This window comes from Rothia similimucilaginosa (assembly GCF_029850985.2).
GTDB lineage: Bacteria > Actinomycetota > Actinomycetes > Actinomycetales > Micrococcaceae > Rothia.
In genome coordinates this window covers 1,039,294-1,064,129 of the sequence record NZ_CM138149.1, presented here as the reverse complement: position 1 = coordinate 1,064,129, position 24,836 = coordinate 1,039,294, and the positions used below count along the sequence as shown (strand labels likewise).

Genomic DNA, 24,836 nt, shown 5'->3' with positions numbered 1-24,836 from the left:
CTCCTTAGATGTAGGTGTCTCGTAGATGAACATCCACCCAGCCGGTGGACGGTGCCAGGGACTCCACACGAGGCTGGAAACCACTGCGGGCAGGCACCGAATGCCATTCCCTGCGAGTAAGCAGGTACGACATGTCGAATCCGCCGATGTAGATAGCGCCCTTATGGCAATCCACCGTTACCGGCGCGGCAGAATGCACCTGGTAGGGGTACTCGACCACACGCCCGCTATTGACCAGACGGAACCCCGAATCCCACTCCCCCTGCACAACATAGGTGGGGTACGCGGTGGCGGTGCCCTCATGAGCGAGCGCGACGCTAGATGGTAGCGCCTGGTCGCCGAAGTGCAGTGTGCCCTCGGGTTTGGGTTTCTGGGCAAAGAGCGGGTAGCGTAGCCCGGTGCCCTGGCCTGCGGGGAATATCTGGGTGGTGAATTCCGGCCCGTAGAGCCAGGGCTCGGGAGCGAGGAGGGGCACTTCAAAATGTAGGCCCACATCGCTTAGCAACTCGGTCTTTACCGCCCCGTCGATACGTACGGCACAGGATAGCTCGCCCCAATCGGAGGAGACGGTGAGGCTGCCAAGTGCACCGTCCCAGAGCAGGGATGAGGTGAATCGGGCGGACAAGTCGCGGGTGTTCATGCCGGGGGCAACGATGGTGCCTTTGAGCGTGAGTGCACGTCCTGACCGGCGAGCTGGTACTGAGAGCATTCCATGTCCGAGCTTGCGCTGAATATCGGAGGTTTCTACGCCCACTCCTCCGTAGAAACCGTCTATGTCGGTGAGCCAGATTTCCAGCTCCTCCGCCGTCTCATAGGTTGAGAGCACCAGCTCCCCATGGGGACCGGATAGGGCTGCTCGCCATACGGAGCGAGCGCCGCCCTGAGCTAAATCGACCATTAGACCAGCACTCCGTTCATCTCATAGTTGATTGCCTGCATAACTCGCTTCCCGAAGCGATCTACGTCTTCGACGCCGGTAGGCGGTTCAACGTGGACGTGCAGCTGAGGCTTTGCACTGGGTACCGGGGCGGGGTTGTAGGCGGTGTTGGCGTTGATAGATCCGTTCAGGTTTGCCAAGGCTGGCTCGTTCACTGCCACGTTGAGGCTCCATTCAATGTCTCGCGGCGCCAGGATGTCGTAGAGGTCATCCATGGAGTTCTGCACGGAATCAATGGCTCCGTTTGCCATGCGGTGCACAGAGTCGCGGAGTGCTCCGGTTCCGTTCTCTACACCGACAGCGACACCTGCGGGGATCCAGCGGCCGACCTGGTCACGCATGACTCGTGACGGCGAGTGGATACCGAGGATGTCTTTAGCCCAGCCGGGGAGCATGCTCAACAGGTTGTTGAATCCTTGGCGGACTGCACCGATACCGTTAGCGATACCCTGGCCGATGCCTGCCATGATCTCTGAACCAATCTGGACCATCCTTCCGGGCAGACTGGACAGAGTATTGATGATGTCGGAGCCGAGGTTTCGGAAGAAGTTTACTACCGACTGGATGCCGTTGCTGACACCGGTGGTGATGCCGTTCATAATCGTTGTGAAGAACGATTTGATGCCGTTCCAGGCGGCTTCCCATACTGCCTTGATGAAGTTCACGCCGGCTTCAATAACGCTGCGGACAACGTTGATTGCGCCGGTGACGATGGACTTTATCAGGTTCCATGCGCCTTCTAGAATCTGCTTCACGGCATCCCATGCACCCTGCCAGTCACCCTTGAGCACACTGGTAAAGAGTTTGATAATGCCGGTGATAATAGCGATAGCTGCCTGGATAATCGGGACGATTGCCCCGATAACTGCCTGCACCACTGTCAGAACCATCTGGATTGCGGGCACCAGAATCTGAATCAGCATATTGACAATCGGCATGATTGCCTCGATGAGGCTCAGCACGATGGGAATAACCGTGTTGATGATTGCTGCAATCAGAGGCAGAAGCGCCGCTAGAATTGCGCCGATAACCCCGATGAGTGCCTGGAAGACAGGCAGGAGCACCGGGATAATCGCGGTGACAATATCAAGGAGCGCAGCTGCCAGCTGACCGATAGCACCGACCACGCTCACCACGACTGGGACAAGCTCAATAAAGATTCCGACAATCTGCGGGAGCATAGCCAGAATCGCGCCGATAGCCTGCATAATGACCGGCATAATCGCCTGGAAAATCTGCGCAATCTGAGGCAGGAATGACATCAGAGTAGTTGCCAGCTCCATAATTGCCGGCATCAGCTGAGACATCACCTGTTCGCCAATCGGTGCCAGCTGTTGCATAAGCGTCGTGCCGAACTGGACGAACAGCGGGATCAATGGAGACAGGGACTGCACAATCTGCGGGATCCATGCGCCCATACGCTCGAAGAATCCGCTGACTACCGGAATGACCGGTTGCAACGAAGCAACGATAGCCGGGCCGAGCGTCTCAAAGATGGGACCCACCATAGACGCAATCTGCCCGACCACGTTACCAATCACCGGGAGCATACGGGAGAAAGCCCCACCGATAGCTTCCACAGCAGGCATAATCGCAGGCAGCAGCTTACCGAACGCGGTAGCAACCTTCCCTCCCAGCTCTACCAGCTTAGGTGCAACCTGACTAATTACCGGTTGCAAAGCCTGAAGGATATTAGCGCCCAGCTGACCGAGCATAGGCACCACCGTAGCAATAACCGGTTGCAAAGCCTGCACAATGCCCTGGAACGCCTGAGACAGCATAGGCATAATCTGGTCGATAGCAGGCTGGATAGCCTGCATCAACGATTCCCACGCGGCGCGCCCAGTCTCCGTTTGCGTGAAGAAGTAGGCGAGCGCACCTGCGACGATGCCGATAGCACCGACCAAAGAGGTAAAAGGATTAGCCTTCATCAGGCCAAATGCTTTAGAGAGATTGCTCGCGATGTTCGCGGAAGCAGTGTTGAAGGCGGTTTGTGCTGCAGTTGCCGCACGGACAGCTACCTCGTAGACGGAGGCGGCAGTTGCACCCAGCTGGTAGTTCCTTCCGAGCTCTGCGATTTCTGCAGCGGAGCCTGCCCCGCTGGTTAGCATTTTGAATCCTTCGGCTACGCCCATGACGGTGTCCTTTGCGGCCGAGATGGTGCCCATAGCGGCGTTGTAGGATTCGATGGCGCTCTTTCCCAGCCCGATTGCGGTTGTCACGCCCTTGTATGCGGTGACGGCGGTGCCGAGTGCGAGGACGAGCCTACCGACTCCCTGCTGGTGGTTCTCGATGAACTGGGAGAGCTGGAAAAGTCCAGTCGAGAGCAGGCGGATGGACGACTCGAGAATATCGAATGCGGCCGTTGCTGTGTTTGCTCCGTCCCCTGCTCCACTGAAGCTGGGAAGGGCGGACTTGAACGCAACCGCCAGGGAGCCCACCACACGGATAATGTTCAGCGCAACCGAGACGAAGGAATGCAGCAGAGGAGGCAAGACGGTTCCAAGGAATGACCCTACCTTCTGGGCTACGCCGACAATGCCTGCGCCTTGGGTCTGGAATGCGGAGGCAAACCGGGCAATCTCTTCACGGATAATCTCGAAGGTGACCGTGAAGCTCTTGCCATCACCCATGGTGGACTTGAAGCCCGCAGCAAAGGCGCTAATGGCTTGTCCTGCCTTGGTGATACCCGCACCAATCTGTGTGCCGATAACCTTGCCGAATGCTTCGACCGGCTTCATCCACCCCTGGAATGCCAGGAAGAATTGGGTGAGCGCCGGATATACGCCGGAAAGGATGTTAGCACCGAAGCGACCGAGCGCAGCCTGTGCGTTGGCGAATGCACCGGGCAGGGTGTTACCCATTTCAGTTGCCACGGTACCAGCAGCCTTCGTCATTGCCTTTTCGAAGGTCTCAAAGTTGATCTTACCGTCGGAGGCCATCTTGAAGACCTCTTCAGTAGTCTTACCCAGTTCGTCCGCGAGTGCCTGGTAGATGGGGATGCCTCGGTCGGCGACCTGCGCCAACACATCATTCTGAGCCTTACCCACGGAGGCAACCTTGTTATAGATCGCGCCCATTTCTTCCATGCTGGAGCCGGAGGCAGCTGCGGAGTTGGATACGGACTTCAGGACTGCTTCCAGTCGTTCACCGGGCTGAATACCAGCCGCCACAGCACCGGCCGCAGCAGTCGCTGCCGCGTCCAAACCGAACGCGGTACCCTTCACGGAAGCAGACGCGTTGTCCATAATGACCTTCACGCTATCCGCATCATTTCCCAGACCACGCAACTTTGCCTGCGCAACGTCAATCGCCTTGAGACGGTTAAAGCCCTTGCTGAATGCGGTGCCAAAGACCGCGCCCAGACTAATGCCTCCAAGTGCTTTGGTGACCAGCCCGGGGACAATGGAGCCGAACTTTGAGCCGAAGCCAGCGGCTGCCTTTGCGCCCGCGCTGTCACCTGCAGAGCCCATCTCAGCAATAATCTGGGCACCTGCACCCTTGGTAGAGGCGATAACTGAGACATATGCCTTTGCGAGTTCGTAGCCACCGGCCATATATGTTTCTCTCCTCTCCAAGGGGTTAGGTTAGTCGCGTCTGAAACGATGCTTTGCCTCTTCCAGACTGACCACGGTTGTACCGAATTTCTTCTTATCTGCGTCTTCGACACCCGGTCTGGGTATCGGTTTGGGGCGCCGGCGGTTCTTCTGCCCGTCTGCTGAGCGTTGCCAGTTAGCGACTGATAGCTGGTCATAGATTGCCGCCAGCAGGTGGTCGGTGATACTCCAACGCTGGTTGATGCTACGCATGGTCGCGGAATCTTCCGGCAGGTACCGGATCAAGGCCGCGGTCATGAGCACTCCGTAACGGTGCAGGGTTTCCAAAAATGGCGCCCCGTAGTAGCGGATACAGTCAACATCTATTTGCTCCCTATAGCCCCTGCGTAGGGACAGGAGCGTTAGGAAGAAGGGTTCAGACGCTCCATCAGTTCCATAAAGAACTTGGAGTATGCGGAGAACTTCACCTTGCCGTTCTTATCGCGAAGAGCGTCCTTGACAGCCTTCACACCACCGTTAGTCACGATGGCATCGATAACGGTGAACATTGCCTTAGGGTTGCCGTTCTCGGACTCCACGAGGTCTTCCATCAGGTCTGCATCGTCCATGGCGTCCACATCGATTTCCCAGGTGATACCGCGCAGCTTGACTCGGCGCAGGTCCTTCTTGCCCTTACGCTTGTGGTCCTGGGGTCGTGCGATACCGTTTTCATCAACGACCAGGTCGTTCTTGCTCATGTGTTTCTCCTTCAAGGTCTAAGGTGTGTGTTTCTTCTTAGCCAATGTTCTGCACTCTGCCTGCCGGTTGTTAGCGCCGGAAAAACACACAAAGCCTGCGCTATAGGGCAGGCAGAGTACAAGCTTGGTTGCTTACTTCAGGTACAGGTAAGCCTTCGCACCGGTGGCGTCCGGGTACGCGGCAACGGTCACCTGGTAGCCGATGGCCTCATCAGTCTTGTAGGTGATTTCACCACGTTCGGTGACCTGACCGTCCGGGATGACAATTCGGATAGTCTTGTCGCCATCCAGCACATCCAGCACGTAGGAGTCATGCGCAGACTGTGCACCGGTGACCTTCACCGCGGTTGCGGTTGCGGTCGGGTCGGCGTAGTAGAGCTTGAGCACCTCTTCGCTGGTCTCAATCAGGGTGAACTGGAAGCTCACATTATGAGAGGTCTGAATAGTGCGGACGATGTCGCCGTTCTGCCACGCCTTGATCTCGGACTTATCAGAGTCGATAGTCTGAGTTACGCCGTCTTCAGAGATATAGCCTAGGTCCTTGAACCGGGCATCGATTGCTGCGGCGGCGTTTGCCGGTGCTGCGGTCTTCAACGGTGCCTTATAGATTGCACCGGTGACGCCCACGCGCACATTAGAAGCGGTAAGAGCCATAATGGTTCCCTCCATTCATTGGATTAATTGGTTTTGATTGCGGACTCCACAACGGTGCCCCTATACGAGATTGCCCAGTTCTGCCGATACCTGGGCTGGTTCGATTCATCATCAGGCATCCACACAATTGCACCCACCGGCCGTGTCCGATAGATTGTGAACCCGTCATGCACGCCGGCGAGCGCTTTGAGGTTTGCTCTGATAAGTTCGGACATCTCATATGCTTCTCTATCCCCTGCAGGCTTAGAGCCCCATACATCCAGGACGAAGGCTCGTTGCCCGTGGACGGGGCTGTTGTCTTCGCCTCCAGAGGGTGTGAGGTGCACGAACCGGGCTGGGCGTACGGTGGGCAGTCGCCCGACGTGTACGTCCAGCCCGGTGATCTGGTTGATGATGTGCCGGAGCGTTTTGAAGATGTCCTCGTAGAGGATGACTTCTGCCATTTACCAGCCTCCTACAGCCTTGGAGAGAGAGGCATGTTTGCGCTCTTCTCTGATTCCGGCTGCGCCTGCGGGGTAGACGCGGGCCACGGCGGTTTTTGCGCCTACATGCACGCTGTGCTTGTAGTTTGCTCCGGCGCGGCTCTGGATTGCTTGGGCTTGCTCATTGAGCAATGCCTGCATTTCGGGTGAGGTACGCAGTGCGTAGAACCCAGGTAGGTGCAGCTTCACTTTGGTTTTTTCGGCCATTGTTTAGCCTTCTACTTGTAGGAGGTTGATACGCACTGCGTTTTTGAATCCGAACGGACCGGTCGAGTAGTCTTCCGGGTGCCCTACGACTTCGAACGTCCCCGCTCCGGGGAGTAGTATCCTGTCGCCTGGTGAGGCGAAAGGTTCGGGGGCGTATAGGTCGCAGTCACGGCGGATGCCGGTATCCAGATCGCGCATGAGCTGGTCGGCGCTTGCTGGTGCCCAACCGTACACGGCGACTTCGGTTGGGTCGGCCCACACGGAGTGTTTAGTGCCCCAGCTGTCCTCTACTTCCTCAATCCTCGCCAAGTGCTGAATAAGGAATCGTTGAGTAAGCCACATTCGACACCTCCCGCCGGTTGCTGAGCATGTCGTAGGTGCTGAATGTCTGTGTGCCGATACCCAGCAGCTTCTTGTCCGCTTTAGTCAGGTACAGGTCGCCGTTAGGGTTAGCAAATGTGACCTGCTGGTTGAACGGACCGGCTGTCTGAGACAGAGACGATGCTCCGTCGATGAGCTGGCCGGCAGACATGCTGCGCTTGACCATTCGGCAGGCGACGATTGCGATTGCATCCGGGTCGAGGTCTTCCCAGTTCGGGGCGACCGCTCGGATGTACACGCCTGCGTCCTCCAGGAGCACCTCTGCGTGAGAGTCTGCCCCTGGAGGCATGTCAGGCCAGCGGGCGCGCAGGTCGTCGGCAGTCAGCTGTGGGAATCCGTAGACTGCCATTGCGTCTCCTACAGGGTGTACTTGACGAAGTGGGCGTTGGACTCGATAAGCCAACCGAACTCGGCCTCGGCGCGAATCGCAACCAGGTTGTTCTCCCACAGAGAGACCAGCTGGTTGCCAATCGTCACGGTGGACTCGGTGGACACATCGAAGTTGATGCCACCCACAGTGCCCCACAGCGCCTTCGAGAAGTCACCACCGATACCGACCACCGAACCGGCAGCGGTACCGTTCGCCACGGTATCAGCAAACGAAGCGGGACGACCCAGCACGGTACCGGAACGCACAGCAGCGGTTGCCACGGTCGGCTCAGGCACGAACAGCGGGCGACCGTTAGCATCCACCGAGGCGTTAAACAGCGGCTCAGCAACGTCATCGAACACGAAGCCGTTGAGCTTCTTCTTATCCTTCACCAGCAGTTCCAGACCCGAGTTCAGGTCGGCAAAGATACCGCCCTTATTCGCGGGAGAAGTACCGAGCTTCACAGCCTTGCTGGTGGAGGCAAGGTGACTGCCCACGCCGAACGGGTTCGAGGTGCCGTGAATAACGGCATCGTCGAACGCGCGAGCGAACGACTCCGCGATCTCCTGACGCAGAACTTCCATGTAGTTACCGGGGTTCGCACGGACGACCTCGGCGGAGACCACCGCGATGGCGGCAATCTTCTTAGGGGTCATGGTCTTCAGGGTCAGCCCCGCCTGGGTCGTGGGCTTCTTAGCGCCTTCTTCCACCCAGGAGGCGGTGGGCTTCGTAGTTGGTACGGGGATAGCCTCACCAGAGACAGAGAGAGGCACCTGACGTGCCAGAGACTGCACCACAGAAGCCTTCTGAACCTCTGCGAAGTATGCCTGCGCAATCTCGGGGCGGATAAACCCGGCGAGGTCGCTGGTCTTAGTTGCGGCGGTAATAGCCATAACGGTTTTTCCTTTCCTAGAAGAGGATTAGCTAGATGCCGAGGACGCCCTTGAGCTTGTCCAGTAGCGGGTCGCCATTGAGCGCAAGCCCCGCCCCTTCACCCTCGGTCTTGATGACGGTGCGGTTACCCGCCGCACCACCGGTAGCACCGCCGTGGAGCAGCTCAGACAGAAGCGCCGCGTGTTCGATTAGCTCCTTCTGCGTCTCCCCACGCAGGGCGGAAGCGGGAACACCGTACTCGGCGGCGGCGGCTTCACTCCATCCGCGCACCTTCTCCGCGTGCTCGAGCTCGGCTAGACGCCCTTCTGCCTGCTCGGCACGAGCGGTTAGCTCATCCACGGTGGCAGCCTTCTCGCGCAGGTCGGCGTAGTCGGCAAACTTTGCACGTTCACGCTTGAGTCGCTCGGCGATAATGGTGTCAAGCTGGCGCTGCGAGGTGATGGTGCGGAACGCAGGTTCCTCCATGTGCTCGTGCTGCGCCGCCGCGACATCCGCGGGGGTTACCTGCGGCTGCTCGGAGACTTCTGCCGTCTCGACTGTGGTGTTCTCACTCATAGGGTTGCTCCTTGCTTCGTTAAGCACCAACACCACCCGGTGCAGACGGAAACTCGTCTACACGGGTGGTGTTGTAAAAAATATGTTCTATATTCGGTTATGCCGCCCAAAACCCCGGACGGAAAGGGAAACTATGTTAGAAAGGCAGAAGCGCCAAATCGTATGGAGTGCCAGCATAAACATCTGGCAACTCACCATTAGCTACCTTCTCACGATACAACCTGGTTACTTCGCTATATCTGAAGGGGAATTCCTTAGCTTCGTTCCTACGCTTAATCTCTGCTAAACCCCACTCATATTCGGCACCAGGGCGTGCCACCGGAGCGTTGAAAAAACGCCCTTTCAACTCAGCACGCATCCACCCCTCCGGAGTATTTGCATCAGATATGGGCTTCGTAAAATCGAACGGGGCACGCCAATACTCAGGGTCTTCACGATAATCGTAAGCTTCTTCTGCGATCTCGCTACTCATGGGGAACCTCCTGATAATATGCAAAAACCAGCGGGGAACCGTCAGGCATACTCATGACGTCTATTATGTCTAGCATACCACCTCGTAACAACAGAATTTCTCGCTGGCCCCGATATTTCTCTGTGTGTGTCCACACCGGCGCGAGCCCAGACCCCGCAGGAACGTACACGTGCATCTGAACTCGTCCACTACTAGTTTTTACCCCACTAGGTTTATCAGCAGCAGCGATATACGGTCTGTGCTCTATGAATGAGCCTCGAAGCGAGTATATTTCCTCAATCTTGCCCACACCGAAAGTCTCTAATGGTGCCCATCGCGATACCGTAAACGACTCCAAGACCACAGACCGGTCAATCGCGCTATCCAACTCGCGACGAAGCTTTTTCAGCTCACGAGTCCAGGGAATCTCACCCAGAATCGCCTTCTGCAGACGCACATAATACGGTATCCCATCTGGCTGTTTACCTTCTGCCCAGCGCTGCAACGCTTGAGCATCCTGCTTGGTATGCTTTGCCGCCACACGTGCAGCAACACCATCTCCAAGAGGGATAGTCTCACCCTCCCATGCCAGAGCCGCCGATTTACGGCCGTACACCTCGGGAAACATCACACCCATCCGCCACGCCACATCCCGATCAACAAAGCGTGTTCCAGGCTTCGACTCCGCACGCAACGCCGCAACAGCCGCCTCATACCGAGCCTTATACACGCCAGGATCGTAACCCTCCACCGGGTTCTTGCCCTCAAACCCGGGCACCACCTGGCAATCGCACTTGTAATGGAACCGCATAAACATACCGGCGCTTTTAGGGCTAGTGTAGACGAACCCGCGCGAAGCGAGCATCTCGCACCAGGTGCAGGTGGAGCCCACCGGCACACGCCCGAAACGCTTCGCTGCCGGATCAGCCACCGCAAGCTGGGTAACCTTCTCGCGCCCAGCATGTTTGATGAACTGGTCGAGCCGCTCGGATAACACCGCCAGCGCACGCTCCACATCCACGTTCGGCTCTTCTAGCCACTGCGAAGCCCACCAGACAGCAGAGCTCAACTTCCTGCGCTCCACCAGCGGCACCTCAACAGAAGGCAACCCTGCGGCCTCCCCCACAGCGAGCTCCCGCAGATACCTGTACCATTCCTCCCCCGAAGCTTCAGCCTGCACACGGTATCCGTCCACCAGTGAGATGAACATGCGGCGTGCTTCTTCACGCACCAGCTCCCACGGTGCACCCTGCTCAACAAGCTCCCTGATGCGTGCCTCAAACAGATCTGTAGCTTCCGCCACGATACCGTTCAAGCCTTCGGCGAGGTACCTAATATCCTGCATATCCATACCGGGGGTACCTCGCCATCATTCCGTTATTCTGTTACTTCAAACTCACCCAGCGGTTGCTTCGCTAGCTTCTCCTGCCGCTGAGCTTGCTCAGCATCCTTACGTTCCTTGTACTGCTTATAGAACCCAAGAGCCTGGACGCCTTCGGCGCGGCGCTTATCGTTCATGAGCCGCTCCGCCGTCGTCGCACTGTACCCGAGCTTCTCCAGTACCACACCGGACTCCGCGAGCCACGGCATGACCTGCACCTGCTTCAGCACAGCATCTGCCGCAGCTGCATCCGATACATGCACCGTCGGTGCGAAGTGCGCCTGTACATTTGTTGCCTCCTGGGCGGTCTCCCACCCACGCCGCAAAGCTACCGTCAGCACAGCAACCTGACGCAACGCAGACTGGAACCCCCTGATACAGCGCTCCGCCGCCAGCCGCAACGGGTCGCGCTGCGACTGAATCGCCGAATCACTCGAAGGGTTATCAGAGGGAAAACCAAGCTCATCCAACGGGATAGACGACTCCGCCGCTAGCAACGCCGCCCACTGTCGCAACTGCTCAGTGTGCGGCTGCATCGACATCTGTGAGAACTGCTGAATCTGCGGCAACTCACCGTTCTCATCCCTACTAATCGCGAGCATCTTCGACATGACTGCGTCCCACTTCGACGCGTCCAAGGCCTCCGGGTCCGCACCCAAAATAGCGCGCTGCGGCGTCGAGAAAAACTCCGCCGCAACCTCGGAACGCACAATCGTACGCACCGCCGAATCCGTAAGCGACATGACCGCCCGCGTAATCCGCGAGCGCCCAAACGGGCGGCGCAGGTCAGCCCCCACCACCAGAGCGACCATCAAAGGACGCCCCACGGGGTTCGGCAGCACAACAGCGGTAGCCTCAGCACGCTCACCAGCCGCAGGGAACCCGAGCACCACCGTCTTATCCGGCAGGTACACGGTTACCTCGCGCACCGTCACGTCCCCAAACTCGTCCGTATCCGTACGAGTCACAGACAACCCGGCAGCGAGCGAGCGCTTGCGCTGATCCCACAGTCCAGTAGCCCAGTGAGCGCTACGCGGCAGCCAAAGAACCTCCGGCTCACCCGCCTCAGTATCGCCCTGAGTGACCGTGATGAACGCGCACGAATTAATCAGAGCGGAGGATGCCGCCTGGGCGAACACCTCCTGAAAATCGTTCTGCGCCACCAACTCATTCAAACCAAACGGGTCGATATTGCTCTCATGAGTCGAGATGAACTTCTCAAATCGGATACGGTCAGCAAGCACATCCACGGTCTTGGCAGGCCATCCGAGCACCGAATCGATATTCCGCAGCTGCGGAGGAATCGAGATACCCAGATCTTTGAGTCCTACACGCTGGTCGTAATAGTTCTGTCGCACCCGGTTCCTGGCGCGCTTGGCCTGTAGCTGGTCTCGCATGAGCCGTAGCTGCGCCAACTCAGTAGGCGTAAAAATATCCCCACCATCGGCGGGGATAGGGAAGAAGTCACTCATACGCTAATCCTTTGTTTCCGTGCGGGGTTGCGTTTGGTTACGCGTGCGCCCCAGTAAGCCAGCGTGGCAGCCTCAAACAGGGTGACGCTACCTCCCTCTGCAGCCTGCCAACCGAAACCTCCTCGGTTGCCAATCTTTCGGCGGGTACAGGAGAGCACCTGCTGGGTTAGTTCAGGCTGGTTGCTGTGAGTGAGGTCCTTGCCAATGATTGCCTGCTCGACCGTCGCGTGAGCAACAATGACCTGGTCCAGTGATGGCTGCCAGATGAGCGTCTTGGATTTCACGCCTGCTTCACGGAGCGCGTTCGTAAGGTAGCCGATACCCGCCTTGCCGTCGATAACAATCTGGGCAGCGCGGGAGGCATGCTCGGCGAGGAAGTCTACGAGCCAGCCGGTACCATTGGAAAGAGGTTCAGATCGCAGGCCCTCGATGAAGATTGGGCCGCCAGTATCCGGGCGGCGAGCGACAGCGAGCGCGACTTCCATACCGTCAGGAGAGAATCGCACACCGAACACGGTGCGGCCCTCCTTGGGGGCTTCGCCCTCGCATGCGTGCCAAGCTTCAGGGGTGAAGGCTGACTGGGTTGCTGTGGCTTCGTCCCAGATTCCGAGTGCCTCACGCCTGAATGAATCGGGAGTGAGGTTCTTTCGCATGCGTTCAATTGCGACAGCGCTGACTCGTGTCGGGTATGAGGGATTTGCCTTAGCCCATTGCTTCTTATCGTCAGCTCTACAGCCGGGGTCTGCTGCACATTCGATATAAAGCTTGTCCTTATCCCCAGCGAGAGACTCGGCGCGGTGCCGACTGAACACTTCGCTGGGGTCTGTCGGCTTCGGCGGCGTACCCATCATCAGCACTAATCCGTTCGGTGCCGCGTTGGTCGCAGGGAGCATGTCGTCCAGTGCCTTCTCGGTGAGAATCTGCGCCTCATCAAGCACAATGACATCAACCTTCGCGAAGCCACGACCAAAGCCGCTTTCACGAGCGCCGAAGAGAATTCGTGAACCATTCGCGAACTCTACGGCCTCCTGACCGGCACCGCGGCGGACATGGGAGATGAACGGGGCAACCGCCGGGCGAGCCGCAAGGCCCTGCATGGACTGGAACGTCTCGTTGTGGGTGCGAGCGCGGTGCGCCGACCAGAGGACGAGCGTGTTCGGAGAAGCGATGCAGGCGGCGAAGATGAAGCCAGCAATCATGTGGGTCTTACCTACCTGTCGAGGTAGACTCAGCGCGGCGCCACCCACGCCGGCGGCATAGAACCCGTCCTTGCGCTTCGCGAAAACCAGGCGGCCAATATCAATCTGCCAGCTATCGAGCGGGTAGCTCATCTTCATGAGCTGCCGAGCAATGGACGGCCAACCGGTCGCCACAATTCCAGTAGGTATCTTGAGCTGTGCGGCGACCTCAGAGAGTGGACGGGTCGAAGGGGGCATCTTCTTCATGATGGTGCTCTCCTTCAATCTCTGCCCCGTACTGCTGCTCTAGCTGTTCCAGCTCCTCGATGTCCTTATCGAGGTCCTGGAATCGGCGTGCGAGCGCGGCGAGGTCACGGGCCAGCGTGTTGGGGTTGTCGATGTGCGCGGCGAGTTTGCTGCGCAGGGCACGGAGCCTGTCGAGGCGGGTGCCGGTTGCGGTGGCATGAGAAAGGGAGCCTTCCTCTTGGGTGGCTCCCTCAAAATCGATAGATTCGAGCTGCTTAGGCTTGCCTTTGCTCAAGGTATCACTCCTTGTCGAACCCGTATTATGTGGAAATTTGCTGTGGATATATCGCTATCGCCGGAGGGCGCGAACTCACCCTCCGGGGGAGGGGGTACCCCCCTGGTCCTGTTTGCTCCAGGTGGTTTGCCCCGGTTGATGATGTCCCCCTTATCACGGCGAGAGGTCACCGGCTGGGGTGTGTGGTTGGGGTCAAAGAACCATCGTTGTTTTCGGCCTGATTGGTTCAGCGATTCTGATTGTCTTGCGTGCTTGAGAGCGTTTGCCTCCAAGCTTTCCGCCGAGTCGCTGGTTACATTGGCGGCAGATGACGCGAGTATTCTCCACAACATCTTTGCCACCTTCAGCGTGAGCTGTCACGTGGTCAAGCTCAGGCGAGTTCGGCTGCTTCGACCTGTGCCAGTCGTAGGCAACGAAACAAATAGGACAGCGCATGTCGCCGCGTTCAAAAGCGGCGGCGAGTTCCTGCTTTCGGAGGTTCTTCCAGCGGGCGGTACCGGTACGACTGGTCGCCATTACGCTTCCTCCTTCTTCCACTATTCATTTGTAGCTTGCGGGCTGGTACCTGGTGGGGGAGGCTGTATGCTTTCCCTCCTCCCCCACCAGAGGAAGAATCCGACACGATTGAACATGTCTCCCGCATCATTACCACCCCCCCTGCTAGGCAGAGGACACACCAGTGGTAAGCGGGATAGTCTAGCGTCATCATCCCTCCTTGTGCAACTACCAGCGTCACCCGCCAGAGGACAGTCTAACCAGTGTCTCCTCCTCCTCATCCGCAGACAGCAGATTCCACAGGAAAGCACGCGGCCAAATCGCAGAGCAGGCCGAACATTCGACACGCTGAACCTGCTCCCCCTCAACGTCCCAGACAGCAACCAGACACGGCTTCTGTACTGTTGCCCCGAATTCATCTCGACAGGTTCGGAGCTTCTGGTGGCAGACAGGGCACGCACGGTCTATCGGCGTGCGGCGTGTAGGTTGCAGGTGCTCCTGAATCTTTGACGCCCACTCGCTCCACTCCTCACCAATCCAGATCAGAACAGGAAGACTTGCATGGGCAATATGAGGGAGCACGGCACGCATGGTTTCAGGTGGTGACTTCCCTGCCGGCACACCCACAGCTGTCGCAGTCTCCGCAGCAGACCGACCCACCGCAGTCCACAAATCCAAAGCCGCAACATCCAGAGGCGAGCGCGAGCCAGAGGACGACGGACCCCTCCCATGCTCCGCACCCTGCTCAGTGACAGCCTGCCGAAGCTGATCTAGCAACGCCATCTCCAGCGGAGCATCTTCGAGCGCCTCAGCTGATGCCCCCATATCCTCAGCTCGAACATGGGCAAAGGCCAAGACATTCAGGATGGCTCGCACCCGGCGGCGCATCTCAGCGACATCTTGCTCAGTCATTGACTCAGCTCCTTCACAATTGCTGTCCACATGTCGGGTCTCCACACTCCAGCGTCCTGGCCAGCCGAAGCGAGCGCGTCGAGCCACTGGACTTGTGCAGCTGAGACTCGCCCCTTCATCGCCTTCAATTCTCTGAAGATGGTTCGCCTCTTGATGGGATGGACGAGTACCAGGTCAGGAAAACCAGCCGGCGACCGGCGGGAGTCATGGGTGTGGTAGTGCATCCATCCCAGGCGGGTTGCCAGGGTGATGATTGCTGATTGGAATTGAGCTTCCGTTACGTTTCGAGCGGTAAGCATCAAATAGTCTTGTGCTTTCACTTCTACCTCCTGGTTCGGCGGGGTCGAGCTCGGCGATGACGAGGGCGTTTCGATTCTGAAGTGGTTAGGTTCTTATCGGCTTTACCGTCCCGTCCCGACCCGGCGGATTCGAATCCGTCACCCTCATGATTCAAATCGATTCGGAGTAATTGGGAGGAATTCGCCGCCTGAGTCCCAGCGGAAGGGTCAGTTACAGGGGCACTCTGCTCGCTACCGCGAGCGGTGCCCTGCCCGTTCCCGTCCCGTCCCGACCCGGCGGATTTGAATCCGTCACCCTCCTGATTTGAATCGGCTCCCAATTCCTCCCAATCCTGTGAGGGGTCTTGAGAGGTGGTTTTGGGTACGACGAAATGGCCGGTGAGGCTTCCCTCAGCCACCGGTGCACCGGAGGCTGGGGTTGGCTCTTCAACGACCTCTGCAGCGGATGCTTGCTCGTTGATGAGGGCGAGCTCGGCTGCATCGATTTGCGCAGAGAATTCGTCAATCATCTGCTGCGCACTGATGGTCGGCAAAGAGCTGTTGGTGTGCACCACAGGCAAGGGTTCATCAATAACCTGCGAACCATCACCATTACCAGTGCCCTGGTTCTGGATCTGACTCCGGGAGAACTCTCTTACCTGCGAGTCGGTCTGCGGCTGCACCACAGGCAAGGGTTCATCAATAACCTGCGAACCATCACCATTACCAGTGCCCTGGTTCTGGATCTGACTCCGGGAGAACTCTCTTACCTGCGAGGTGGCCTGCACCGCCGGCAAGGGTTCATCAATAACCTGCGAACCATCACCATTACCAGTGCCCTGGTTCTGGATCTGACTCCGGGAGAACTCTCTTACCTGCGAGGTGGCCTGCACCGCCGGCAAGGGTTCATCAATAACCTGCGAACCAGTGCCCTGGCTCCGGGAGAACTCTCTTACCTGCGAAGCGGCCACGACCGACCTACCAACCGGCTTATCTGACGGAGCAGATGCCTTAGTAGGCACCCCATTCTCAGTCAGCCAAGCCGCGCTCTTTGCACTAAAATACGGCGTCTTCGGGGCAGGTAGAAGATCTACCGCCCAACCAGCATTGTCCTTGCGGGACGAGTTGCAGCTTCGACACGCCACGACCATGTCATCCGGAGTTTCTGCAGGAACTCCAGGATTCAAATGGTCATAGGTCGCGCCACGGCCGCCCTTCCGGTCCCCCCACCAAACGACGTGACCGCACCAACGACATGCATCGCCGTCGCGAGCACGAATCGGCACAATCAACGAAGTTTTTCGGGTGTCGTTACGCCGCCTGTTTTCCCAATCAATCTCCTCTCGTAGACGCATGTGGAACAAATCTTCATCCTCCACCAAACGATAGGCGATACGCCCATCATCCAGCGGAACTTCACCGGTCAGGTACCCACAGAAGACCGCATCAGCAATAAACTTCTCTGCAGCTTCTGGAGTACCGGTGAATTTCAGAATGGAGCCGCGTTCAATAATGTAATCAGTCTTGAACGCCGCCGCCTCAACAGCCAAAGCAAGCACCTGACCAAACAACGACCACATCGACTGCATGCTCGCGCCAGGAATCTCCAGCGCTCGCCACACAATGCGATGCTGAGCGGCTGTATCTGATACTTTCAGCCAGGGCATGAGGGGGGCTCCTTGCGGTGGTAGTAGTGTAGATCATCGTTCTCTACATCTGTGTCAAAATCAGCAGAAACCTGCTAATTAGTGATGGGGTTCTCAATAGCGGCATCCACCAAATCCTCAGCCATGAGGTCAAGCAGGTGCTGGATTTGGGACATGCGCTCGCGTATCTGACGCTGGCGCTTTCCGAGGTTTGCGTTGCGCAGTGCGGCGGGGGTGAACGGGGCGAGGCTCTTCTTCGCCTCTTCGACGCGACCGAGTACCTCTGCTGATTCCTGCGGCGATTCAGCAGCTTCAGCGGTGAGCGCCGGCGGCTGGGTGAGCGTCATAGGGAGAGTTGGTTCGTCCTTGGGGTCGGCTCCATGTGCCGCGGTGGTGAGTGCTTCGGCATGCCGGGTTCGGCGCGCCGCTTCGAGGGTGCGGATCTGGTCGATTGCTTCGCGCAGGCGGGGGTAGCTGTCGCTGTCGCGCTTCATCTTGAGGGAGCGTTGCAGGAGTCCTTCAGCGACCAGGTAGGTTGCGGCGCGGGTTGCTTTGCCGCCGCCGAGGTCTTCGCGCCACTTCCGCTTCCATTTGGTGGAGACGCCGGTGAGGAGGCTGCCTTTGGCGAGTGCCCCGATTGCTTCTGCGAGGTCGGTGTTGTGGACCCAGATGCGGTCGGCGTCGTAGATGTGGCGGATGGGGGTGCCGTTGATGGTGAGGTCTCGGTCTGGGTTGGCGATGGGGTGGTAGCGGTTCATGGTGTGTCCTTGGGGTGTGGGGGCTTATTCGGCGTAGTTGGTGTCGGCGTGGGAGCTGGCGTGGAGTTTGGCTTCTTCGCAGAGCTCTTCAAATGCGTCTTGGAGGTACAGGGAGTTGAGCGATTCCACGTCTTTGCCCAGCTCTTTTAGGCAGGTGACGCATCTGAGTCGGAAGCGCTTGCCTACGTTTTCTCCGTTTCGGGTGAGCCGGTCGACTCTGACGGTGAAGTGGAGGCCTTCGTATTTCATGTGGTCCTGCATCGGTATTTCTCCCTAGTTGATGATGGTGTAGGTTGCCCAGAGCATCTTGCTGCGGGGGTAGCCGCCGGTGTAGAGGTAGACGTCTCCGCCTGGGTGGACGTCGTAGGTGCTGCAGGCGCGGGGGGCGAGTGCGGTGGCTACTGCGTCGATAACTGCTTTGTTGCGTGCTTTTTCGCTGTGGCGTCCGTCCCAGTAGGCGTGGGTGTGGATGATGTCTTTTTCGCCGTTGGTGGTGAGGTTGGCGAATTCGATTGCGATTTTGTGGCGTGCCATGGTGGTGTTTCCTTGGGTGGGGTGTGCGGGGGTGGGGTCCCCGCCGCCGGTGTGGCTACTGTAGGAAAAGAATGGCGGCGGGGGAAGCTTGGGGCTAGACGTGGATGGAGGTTGTCATCATTGCGCGGTAGCGAGCTTTGCCTGCTGCGCGGTTGCGTTGCCAGACTTCGACGTCTGAGGTCTTGTACCAGTAGCGGCCGTCATCGTCTTTGGCTACGGGGCGGAGGCGGATGCCGGCGGCTCGGACGGCAGCGCCTGAGTAGGTTCGGACGGTGGAGACTTTGATGCCAGCGCCGGCGGCTACCTGGCTTTCAGAGACGAGCTTTGTGCCGGGGTTGCAGGCTTCGAACATGGTCTTGTGTGGTAGGTCAAGCGTCTTGGTCATTGAGGCTTCCTTTGGTGTGGTCGTGGACAAAGCTGCCGATGAGGATTGCGGCGGCGGCGGGGATGAGTGCGATGGTGAAGATGATGGCGCGGGCGGTGATTGTGGGCTGTGCGGTGCCGATGCCGATGATGAGGATGGATGCTAGGGTGCAGGCCCAGGTGAGGGCGCGGGCGGTGCGGATAGTGTGGTCGGTGGTCATGGTGTGTGTCCTTGGGTTAGATGATGAGGAGGATAAAGATGGTGAGTGCTGCGGCGACCCAGATGCCGAGGCAAATCCAGGCGAGGGTGATAATTTTCTTTTCCAGCTCCGCGAGGTCAGCATGCACGATGGTGAGGTCTCGGTTCTGGCTCGTCTGCTTTGCGTGGAGCTGCCGGGTGTACCTGTTGAGCTGGGCGAGTGCCTTGCCCTGGTTCTTGCTGGCGCCTTGTAGGATTCCGACTGCGCACTCGGTTTCGGTGAGCTTGCGTTCGTTCTCGACGATGCATTGCATTGCGAATCCGACGTTGGCGTTCACGTCCTTCGTGTGCTGTGCAACCTGTCCGTTGAGGTGGTCGGTGAGGCGGCGGGTCTCGCAGAGCTCGTCCTGCAGCGCGGCGATGCTGTTGTCGAGGCTGTCGATGTCGGCGCGGACTTGGTCGTTGTTGTCGATAATTGTCTGGATGGCGATGCGGCGGTGACGGCGGCCTGCGGAGCGGTCACGCTTAGTCTTGGAGGTTGTGGCAGTCATGGTGTGTCCTTCCTAGTTGGTGTGTGGTCGGTGGTTAGGATTGTTGGTATGGATTTCTCAACTCTTTTTTCTGGCGGTTCAGCATTTGCGGCTATCATCTCTGCCTTTTTCGCCGCTGTTTCCTGGTACCAGTCCCTTGGCTCTAAGAAAGCGAAGGAGAAGGCTGAGGAGGCACATCGGGCGGCGTTAGAGATGCGTGATGCCGCGGTTCGCTCTGCAAAGGCTGCGGAGGAGCGTGCCCGGCAAGCGGAGAAGTCGCTCAAGCAAATGGAGCAAATCGTTGCTGAAGAGCAGAAGCAGTCCGAGTCTCAGGCCAAGATTGAGTCTCACCTGTGGAGGCCCACATTTGAGCTGACTCCCTATAGCGGTGATACCTACCTGTTGAGCAACGTCACTAATGAATCCGTTGAGGTTCTTGAGGTGGCGAATCTTGATGAGTTCGTCCGCTGCGACCAGGTTCAGCAGGTGTTCCGCCCCGGCGAGTCGCTACGCATCTTCATGCTGGGTGCTTCCGGTAAGCCGTTGCCGTCGAACCTAGAGCTCCGAATCCGTGGGCTTGATGAGGTTATCCCCGTCCCGATTCGCCGATAGCTCGCGCTCTTTTTCCTTTTCTTTCTTCTTCTCTTCCCAGGAATCTTTGAGCGTCCTGAAGCAGAAGAATCCGGAGACGATAGCGCCGGCAACGCTGATGAAGAAGCAGATGGCGTTGAAGATTAGGGTGAATTGTTCGTTGTCCATTAGTGTTTTCCTTCCGGGGTGGTTAGAGGAGCTGCGCGATTTGGCTGCGGCGGTGACGCATCAGGTGCTCTGCGAGGCGGGTGATGCAGTGCTCTACCGCTTCATCTGAGAACTGGAGCGTGGCTTCGTCCTTGATCTGGTCGGCGGTTAGTGCGTCATGCAAGGTGACGCCGCAATCAATAGGGCAGGGAATGTGGATGTTCACGAGGTTCTTGAACAGCTCGTTTTCGTGCAGGGTGGGTCGCAGGTCAGGTCGGATACTGTTCCTGCGGTCCCAGCAGATGCGGGCGGCGTCCAGGCACTTGTTCGCGTGAGCAATAAGCTCTATCCAGAAGTCGGGGTGTGCCGTCTTGATGTGCTCGGCTGCGGCAGTGCCCATGACGTGGGCGATATTGCCGGGCTCCAACTCCGCGTAGACTTCCTGGCATGCCCCGCAGTGAAGTGCAGGTGCCTTCTTACCGCGGAGGCGCGGGTCTCGGTTGTGGACGGTGAGGTGCCGTGCCCACCAGATGGTGCGGGCGTGCTCTGTGGCGAGCGCTTCGGTGGGGGTTGGGTGTTTCTCGTTCATTGGTGTTTCCTTGGGTGGTGCGGTTATTTTTGCTTCAATTGGCTGAGGAGCTCACGGATCTTTTGCTCCTCCTTCCTTCTCTCTTCTTCCTCCATCTCTGGGGAGATGGGTAGGAGGTCTCCTCGGATGGTGAATTCTTTGACGTCGATGCAGTTGTCGTAGGTGATAGCGACTTCGACGTTGCCTAGGTGCATCCCCGCGGCAAGCTGTCGGATCACGCTGAGGTTTCTTTTTCCGATTCCTCGGAGAAATTCGTTCTCTTCGTTCGTGGTCATTTCCGGTTCCTTAGTTGGTGGTGTGGGTGACGGGGAGGTTTGAGAGCCAACCCGTCACTGCGGCCGATGTGTAGTAGATGCGTCCCCCGCCTTTGACGTATGCGGGGCCTGTCCTGGCTTTGCGCCAGGCGGCTAGAGTTCGGGGTGATATGCCGAGGTTGTCGGCAAGCTCTTCAGGACTCCAGACCGTGAGCGCGTTATCAGGGATAGTCAGCACTTATTCCTGTCCTTTTCTAGGAATAACTCCTAATTTTAGGAATGGTGGATAAAAAAATTAGACAGTGGCACCCAGGTCTGCAGTATGGTCTTCAAAAAGCCAGGTGACGGGCACCTGAAGAGCCTCTGCAATCTTCCACGCTTCGGTAATGCGAGGGTCTGCCTTACCGGTGGCGATTGCACTGATGCGACTAGGATGAAGCCCAGATGCTAGAGCCAGACTGTGCTGCGTCTTCGACTTCATAGCTAAAGCCATTCGCATGTTTTTGCTGAATATTTCCTCCTGCATCTCAGTGCCTCCTTTCGTTGGTATGCAACTAGCATATTCCTATTTTTTGGAACATGCAACCTGAAACAGGAATTTTTTTTATGAATCTTGTAGACTGTTCCCATGACAGACATTAAAGAGCTGCAATCCCAATCAGAGCTCTTCAACGATTTGGTAAACCGTGAAATCAAGATATGGATGATTCGGCGAGGTGAAGACCTGCTGACTCTCGCCGCAAAAACTGGCATCTCCAAGAGTAAGCTCAGCCGATCGGTATATCGGTCAGAAGGCTCACTTCCCGTCCGTGACCTCAAGACCATCTGTACCGCACTCAATGTGGATATGACGGTCATTATCTCTGCGGCAGACAACGCAATGCGAGAACAAGTGGCCACTCCTCTTACTGATGCTCAATTGGCTGCTGAGATTCTCGCGAGGGCAGAATCAGCGACCAAGTCGGGTTACCATCTTGCCGCCCACCCTGCTGACCATGTCCTTACTGACGATTCAAGCTGGGGCGCATAATGCGCTCCGTACCCTCGAATGAAGCAAAGCGAGGAAACCGCAGGGGAACTGGCCCCGCAAGCCGTTTCAGTCAATTGCTAAACGAAGAACTACGTGCGGCACAATCTCGCAGGCGCTTGACGTTGCGAGCATTGGAAGAGCTCACTGGTGTGAGTCGTAATCGGCTTTCCCTTACTCTGAACCTTGACTCCTCGCCCCTGAATACAAATGAGTTTGAGCTTATTTGCAGAGCACTCGAGCTCAATCCGGGGGAAGTCTGCTTCCGTGCTGAGGCAGCGCTACAGAAGGAGCTGGCGGCCAAGTCGGGTTACCATCTTGCCGCCCACCCTGCTGACCATGTCCTTACTGACGATTCAAGCTGGGGCGCATAATGCGCTCCGTACCCTCGAATGAAGCAGAGACGTTCAGTGAGGCCACCAACCGCATTATCAGGAATTGGAAGGACATCCGAGGTGAAAACCTACTCGATGTAAGGACACCCACCACATAGCTATCATGACTCAGCCAAAGAAAAAACGAGGAAACCGCAGGGGAACTGGCCCCGCAAGCCGTTTCAGTCAGCTTATTAATGCAGAGCTGCGTGCCGAGGTTGCAAGGCAACGTATAAGTCTGCGGATGCTGGAAGAAATGACAGGGATTAGCCGTGCTCGTTTGAGCACCACCATCAACCAAGATGCTTCACCCCTCAACACCAATGAGCTCGACCGAATCTGTGAAGCACTCAGCATAAACCTTGGGGATATCCTCCAGGTAGCAGAAGCCGCCTATAAGAAAGAGACAGAGCTATAGCCAGCTCTACCCGTCAATCACCGATTCACTCATGACTTCAACAAATACATACGACTACGACCCAGAACGCCACGCCGCGTCCCTGGGTATCCGCATCGTCGAAGCCCAACCACCAGCCGGCACACTCGCCCTCTGGGATGAGCAAACCCGGACCATACTCACCGCCCCTGGGCTCCTACACCGTCAACGACGATGCGTCATAGCCCACGAGCTCGCCCACGCAATCAACGGAGACGAACACTCCCCCATGGACGATGTCGCCTCCACCAAGCGCGAGCGGCGCGCCGACACCCTCGCCGCCGGGTGGCTCCTGCAGCCACATGCCGTGAAGACTGCCTTAGCGGTGGCTCCCGACTCTCTGCCTGCTGCGGCTGCAGAACTGGAGGTTACCGAGCGTATCCTCTCAGCATGGCTCTGGGAGCACAGCAAACGGGGCGGCCTGGATAGCTAATTCCAGCCCTCCCCGTCTGTGCATCATCAATCATGTAAGGAGAAATAAGCGCTTAGATCCGTCTGATGCGGTTCACTCACACAACAAGATACCGACTCAGCGCCCTTGCAGGTTCCGCCTCGTAGTTATCGGTTATTGCTGGAGCAGTGTAGCGTCAGTACGAAGCTATAGCAAGAAAGCCTGCGAACGGCGTGTTGCGGTTACTTTTTTGGCAAAAAGACAACCGCCCCACCTGCTGTATCCGGCAGTAGACGGGGCGGTTCCTGTGCAGTCCATGCTGAAGGGCTGCTCGAACGAGAGTGACTGAGTTTAGCGTCACCTGCGGTCGAGCGCAAGTGAAAGGAGAAGCGGGTGGTTAGGGACCCTCTTCCGATTGGTTCTCATGGAAAGATTATGGCTCGGCGGATTAAGCCGAAACGCTGGATGGCGCGTGTCTATTTTCGTGATAGTGCTGGCGTGCGGCGGGAGGTGACGGCGCAGGGGCCTACTCGTGCGGCGGCTGAGCATCGGGTGAAGTTGAAGCTGTCGAATCTGCCTGTGGCTGGTGCTGAGCTGTCCTCGGCGACGACGCTGAGGGAGGCTCTGGACCGGTGGGTGTCTGGTCTGGATGGGTTGGCGCTGAATACCTTGCGTAATTACAAGCTGTGGGCTGAGCGTCTTTCTCAGAATCTTGGCTCCCTGCAGCTGAGAGAGCTCACTGCTGGAACTTTGGATGCGTATCTGGCGGGTATTGATTTGCCTAGTGTGCGGTATAACCAGCGCTTGACGCTCAAAATGGCGCTCGATGAGGCTGTGCGTCTGGGCGCAATCCCCCACAACCCTGTTCTGGCGACTCGCCCGGTGAAGACCAAGAAGAAGGAAGTGCGAGCGCTGGATCTGTCGCAGGTTCAAGAGCTGCGGCGGCTCGTTGCCGCTCTGCCGGCAACGCCTACTTACAATGGGTATCTTCCTGATCTGGTGGATGTGCTTTTGGGGACGGGGTGTCGTTGGGGTGAAGGTGCCGGGATTCGTTGGCAAGATGTTGACCTTGAGGCGGGGACTGTGACCATTTGCGGTACGCTTGTCCAGAAGGCTGGCTGGCAGGCTGACACGAAGACACATGAGGCTCGTACTCTGCAGGTGCCGCCCTTTGTTCTTGATGTGCTGCGGAGGCGGCGGGCTGAGTCTTTGGATGGAGCTGTCTTTGTGTTCGAGCAGGGCGGTAAATCTCTGGCGTACAATTCGGCGAGGAATTTGCTTATGCGGGCGCTCAAGGGTTCGGATTTGGAGTGGGTGACCTGGCATGTGCTGAGGAAGACCACCGCCACGTTCCTGGATGAGAGGCTGGGTATTGCTGAGGCGTCCCTGCAGCTTGGTCATGCATCGGAGGAGATGACCAGGGCCGCCTATGTGCAGAGGAGTAAGCAGGCGGCGTTTGCGGACGCACTGGAGGGGCTGGCTGGCTAGAATTGGTCCCCATTTACTCCCCACTTT

The 24,836-nt window shown here is 57.8% G+C and carries 36 protein-coding genes; 6 read left to right on the top strand and 30 right to left on the bottom strand.

Translation table 11 applies throughout. From position 1 onward, the window contains the following. Positions 1 to 4 precede the first annotated feature (4 nt). The 25 genes from QFX07_RS04475 to QFX07_RS04355 all read right to left on the bottom strand — a co-directional run bounded on the left by QFX07_RS04475 (position 5) and on the right by QFX07_RS04355 (position 19,533). The gene (locus tag QFX07_RS04475; protein ID WP_279754951.1) at positions 5 to 898 is read right to left on the bottom strand and encodes a hypothetical protein; all 894 of its coding nucleotides are present in this window, start codon (positions 896 to 898) and stop codon (positions 5 to 7) included. Further along, the gene (locus QFX07_RS04470; RefSeq protein ID WP_279754952.1) at positions 898 to 4,494 is read right to left on the bottom strand and encodes a tape measure protein; all 3,597 of its coding nucleotides are present in this window, start codon (positions 4,492 to 4,494) and stop codon (positions 898 to 900) included. The genes QFX07_RS04475 and QFX07_RS04470 overlap by 1 nt, the downstream gene beginning before the upstream one ends. Before the next feature lie 30 nt (positions 4,495 to 4,524). Continuing rightward, positions 4,525 to 4,791, bottom strand: coding sequence for a DUF5361 domain-containing protein (locus QFX07_RS04465; RefSeq protein ID WP_279754953.1), 267 nt, complete (start codon positions 4,789 to 4,791; stop codon positions 4,525 to 4,527). A gap of 104 nt (positions 4,792 to 4,895) precedes the next feature. Beyond that, complete coding sequence (locus tag QFX07_RS04460; protein WP_070600064.1) at positions 4,896 to 5,231, bottom strand: hypothetical protein; 336 nt, start codon at positions 5,229 to 5,231, stop codon at positions 4,896 to 4,898. A 132-nt stretch (positions 5,232 to 5,363) separates the two neighbouring features. After that, the gene (locus tag QFX07_RS04455; protein ID WP_279754954.1) at positions 5,364 to 5,885 is read right to left on the bottom strand and encodes a phage tail tube protein; all 522 of its coding nucleotides are present in this window, start codon (positions 5,883 to 5,885) and stop codon (positions 5,364 to 5,366) included. A gap of 23 nt (positions 5,886 to 5,908) precedes the next feature. Continuing rightward, on the bottom strand, positions 5,909 to 6,328 hold the full coding sequence (locus QFX07_RS04450; RefSeq protein WP_070600060.1) for a hypothetical protein: 420 nt from the start codon (positions 6,326 to 6,328) through the stop codon (positions 5,909 to 5,911). Further along, on the bottom strand, positions 6,329 to 6,574 hold the full coding sequence (locus QFX07_RS04445; protein WP_279754955.1) for a hypothetical protein: 246 nt from the start codon (positions 6,572 to 6,574) through the stop codon (positions 6,329 to 6,331). A gap of 295 nt (positions 6,575 to 6,869) precedes the next feature. Further along, positions 6,870 to 7,304 (bottom strand): hypothetical protein, encoded by a 435-nt coding sequence (locus tag QFX07_RS04440; protein WP_279754957.1) that lies wholly within the window; start codon positions 7,302 to 7,304, stop codon positions 6,870 to 6,872. Between the two features lie 8 nt (positions 7,305 to 7,312). Next, positions 7,313 to 8,218, bottom strand: coding sequence for a phage major capsid protein (locus QFX07_RS04435; protein WP_279754958.1), 906 nt, complete (start codon positions 8,216 to 8,218; stop codon positions 7,313 to 7,315). 31 nt (positions 8,219 to 8,249) lie between these two features. Beyond that, on the bottom strand, positions 8,250 to 8,774 hold the full coding sequence (locus QFX07_RS04430; protein ID WP_279754959.1) for a hypothetical protein: 525 nt from the start codon (positions 8,772 to 8,774) through the stop codon (positions 8,250 to 8,252). Positions 8,775 to 8,910: 136 nt separating this feature from the next. Next, positions 8,911 to 9,246 (bottom strand): hypothetical protein, encoded by a 336-nt coding sequence (locus QFX07_RS04425; protein ID WP_049353063.1) that lies wholly within the window; start codon positions 9,244 to 9,246, stop codon positions 8,911 to 8,913. Further along, positions 9,239 to 10,576, bottom strand: coding sequence for a VG15 protein (locus QFX07_RS04420; protein WP_279754960.1), 1,338 nt, complete (start codon positions 10,574 to 10,576; stop codon positions 9,239 to 9,241). Before QFX07_RS04420 ends, QFX07_RS04425 begins: the two co-directional genes overlap by 8 nt. A 26-nt stretch (positions 10,577 to 10,602) precedes the next feature. Then, a complete protein-coding gene (locus tag QFX07_RS04415; protein ID WP_279754961.1) occupies positions 10,603 to 12,078 on the bottom strand; it encodes a phage portal protein in 1,476 nt (491 codons plus the stop codon). Next, positions 12,075 to 13,523, bottom strand: coding sequence for a hypothetical protein (locus QFX07_RS04410; RefSeq protein WP_279754962.1), 1,449 nt, complete (start codon positions 13,521 to 13,523; stop codon positions 12,075 to 12,077). The genes QFX07_RS04415 and QFX07_RS04410 overlap by 4 nt, the downstream gene beginning before the upstream one ends. Further along, the gene (locus QFX07_RS04405; RefSeq protein WP_279754963.1) at positions 13,486 to 13,797 is read right to left on the bottom strand and encodes a hypothetical protein; all 312 of its coding nucleotides are present in this window, start codon (positions 13,795 to 13,797) and stop codon (positions 13,486 to 13,488) included. Before QFX07_RS04405 ends, QFX07_RS04410 begins: the two co-directional genes overlap by 38 nt. A gap of 192 nt (positions 13,798 to 13,989) precedes the next feature. After that, on the bottom strand, positions 13,990 to 14,313 hold the full coding sequence (locus QFX07_RS04400; RefSeq protein WP_279754964.1) for an HNH endonuclease: 324 nt from the start codon (positions 14,311 to 14,313) through the stop codon (positions 13,990 to 13,992). 216 nt (positions 14,314 to 14,529) lie between these two features. Continuing rightward, the gene (locus QFX07_RS04395; RefSeq protein WP_459741337.1) at positions 14,530 to 15,075 is read right to left on the bottom strand and encodes a DUF7341 domain-containing protein; all 546 of its coding nucleotides are present in this window, start codon (positions 15,073 to 15,075) and stop codon (positions 14,530 to 14,532) included. A gap of 125 nt (positions 15,076 to 15,200) precedes the next feature. Further along, positions 15,201 to 15,428, bottom strand: a complete 228-nt coding sequence (locus tag QFX07_RS04390) for a VRR-NUC domain-containing protein (protein ID WP_279754966.1) — start codon at positions 15,426 to 15,428, stop codon at positions 15,201 to 15,203. Positions 15,429 to 15,526: 98 nt separating this feature from the next. Then, complete coding sequence (locus tag QFX07_RS04385; protein WP_459741153.1) at positions 15,527 to 17,149, bottom strand: HNH endonuclease; 1,623 nt, start codon at positions 17,147 to 17,149, stop codon at positions 15,527 to 15,529. A 74-nt stretch (positions 17,150 to 17,223) separates the two neighbouring features. Beyond that, positions 17,224 to 17,886 (bottom strand): hypothetical protein, encoded by a 663-nt coding sequence (locus QFX07_RS04380; RefSeq protein ID WP_279754062.1) that lies wholly within the window; start codon positions 17,884 to 17,886, stop codon positions 17,224 to 17,226. Positions 17,887 to 17,910: 24 nt separating this feature from the next. Beyond that, on the bottom strand, positions 17,911 to 18,147 hold the full coding sequence (locus QFX07_RS04375) for a hypothetical protein (protein ID WP_279754063.1): 237 nt from the start codon (positions 18,145 to 18,147) through the stop codon (positions 17,911 to 17,913). 12 nt (positions 18,148 to 18,159) lie between these two features. Continuing rightward, positions 18,160 to 18,420: a hypothetical protein gene (locus tag QFX07_RS04370; protein ID WP_279754064.1), complete on the bottom strand. Its 261-nt coding sequence runs from the start codon at positions 18,418 to 18,420 to the stop codon at positions 18,160 to 18,162. Between the two features lie 94 nt (positions 18,421 to 18,514). After that, complete coding sequence (locus tag QFX07_RS04365; protein WP_279754065.1) at positions 18,515 to 18,805, bottom strand: hypothetical protein; 291 nt, start codon at positions 18,803 to 18,805, stop codon at positions 18,515 to 18,517. Continuing rightward, a complete protein-coding gene (locus QFX07_RS04360; protein ID WP_279754066.1) occupies positions 18,789 to 19,004 on the bottom strand; it encodes a hypothetical protein in 216 nt (71 codons plus the stop codon). Before QFX07_RS04360 ends, QFX07_RS04365 begins: the two co-directional genes overlap by 17 nt. Before the next feature lie 16 nt (positions 19,005 to 19,020). Then, a complete protein-coding gene (locus QFX07_RS04355; RefSeq protein ID WP_279754067.1) occupies positions 19,021 to 19,533 on the bottom strand; it encodes a hypothetical protein in 513 nt (170 codons plus the stop codon). A 48-nt stretch (positions 19,534 to 19,581) separates the two neighbouring features. Between QFX07_RS04355 and QFX07_RS04350 the strand changes: the two genes are divergently transcribed. Next, a complete protein-coding gene (locus QFX07_RS04350; protein WP_279754068.1) occupies positions 19,582 to 20,124 on the top strand; it encodes a hypothetical protein in 543 nt (180 codons plus the stop codon). On the opposite strand, the gene QFX07_RS04345 is transcribed toward QFX07_RS04350, so the two are convergent. From QFX07_RS04345 to QFX07_RS04325, 5 genes are read right to left on the bottom strand one after another with little or no spacing between them, the layout of a single operon-like run. Further along, positions 20,068 to 20,271, bottom strand: a complete 204-nt coding sequence (locus tag QFX07_RS04345; RefSeq protein ID WP_279754069.1) for a hypothetical protein — start codon at positions 20,269 to 20,271, stop codon at positions 20,068 to 20,070. The two genes, QFX07_RS04350 and QFX07_RS04345, sit on opposite strands and share 57 nt — an antisense overlap. A 22-nt stretch (positions 20,272 to 20,293) precedes the next feature. Further along, the gene (locus QFX07_RS04340) at positions 20,294 to 20,839 is read right to left on the bottom strand and encodes a hypothetical protein (protein WP_279754070.1); all 546 of its coding nucleotides are present in this window, start codon (positions 20,837 to 20,839) and stop codon (positions 20,294 to 20,296) included. 23 nt (positions 20,840 to 20,862) lie between these two features. Next, on the bottom strand, positions 20,863 to 21,114 hold the full coding sequence (locus QFX07_RS04335; RefSeq protein ID WP_279754071.1) for a hypothetical protein: 252 nt from the start codon (positions 21,112 to 21,114) through the stop codon (positions 20,863 to 20,865). Between the two features lie 10 nt (positions 21,115 to 21,124). Continuing rightward, positions 21,125 to 21,331 carry a helix-turn-helix transcriptional regulator gene (locus QFX07_RS04330; RefSeq protein WP_459741328.1) on the bottom strand — a complete coding sequence of 69 codons (207 nt, stop codon included), beginning with the start codon at positions 21,329 to 21,331 and terminating at the stop codon, positions 21,125 to 21,127. Positions 21,332 to 21,388: 57 nt separating this feature from the next. Beyond that, the gene (locus tag QFX07_RS04325) at positions 21,389 to 21,574 is read right to left on the bottom strand and encodes a helix-turn-helix transcriptional regulator (RefSeq protein ID WP_279754072.1); all 186 of its coding nucleotides are present in this window, start codon (positions 21,572 to 21,574) and stop codon (positions 21,389 to 21,391) included. A gap of 147 nt (positions 21,575 to 21,721) precedes the next feature. On the opposite strand from QFX07_RS04325, the gene QFX07_RS04320 reads away from it, so the two are divergent. From QFX07_RS04320 to QFX07_RS04300, 5 genes are all read left to right on the top strand, one after another. After that, the gene (locus tag QFX07_RS04320; protein WP_279754073.1) at positions 21,722 to 22,123 is read left to right on the top strand and encodes a helix-turn-helix transcriptional regulator; all 402 of its coding nucleotides are present in this window, start codon (positions 21,722 to 21,724) and stop codon (positions 22,121 to 22,123) included. Further along, the gene (locus QFX07_RS04315) at positions 22,123 to 22,494 is read left to right on the top strand and encodes a helix-turn-helix domain-containing protein (RefSeq protein WP_459741326.1); all 372 of its coding nucleotides are present in this window, start codon (positions 22,123 to 22,125) and stop codon (positions 22,492 to 22,494) included. Before QFX07_RS04320 ends, QFX07_RS04315 begins: the two co-directional genes overlap by 1 nt. Before the next feature lie 124 nt (positions 22,495 to 22,618). Next, complete coding sequence (locus QFX07_RS04310; RefSeq protein ID WP_279754074.1) at positions 22,619 to 22,912, top strand: helix-turn-helix domain-containing protein; 294 nt, start codon at positions 22,619 to 22,621, stop codon at positions 22,910 to 22,912. Positions 22,913 to 22,943: 31 nt separating this feature from the next. Beyond that, the gene (locus tag QFX07_RS04305; RefSeq protein WP_279754075.1) at positions 22,944 to 23,363 is read left to right on the top strand and encodes an ImmA/IrrE family metallo-endopeptidase; all 420 of its coding nucleotides are present in this window, start codon (positions 22,944 to 22,946) and stop codon (positions 23,361 to 23,363) included. Positions 23,364 to 23,756: 393 nt separating this feature from the next. Further along, positions 23,757 to 24,809 carry a tyrosine-type recombinase/integrase gene (locus QFX07_RS04300; RefSeq protein ID WP_279754076.1) on the top strand — a complete coding sequence of 351 codons (1,053 nt, stop codon included), beginning with the start codon at positions 23,757 to 23,759 and terminating at the stop codon, positions 24,807 to 24,809. Positions 24,810 to 24,836: the final 27 nt, after the last annotated feature.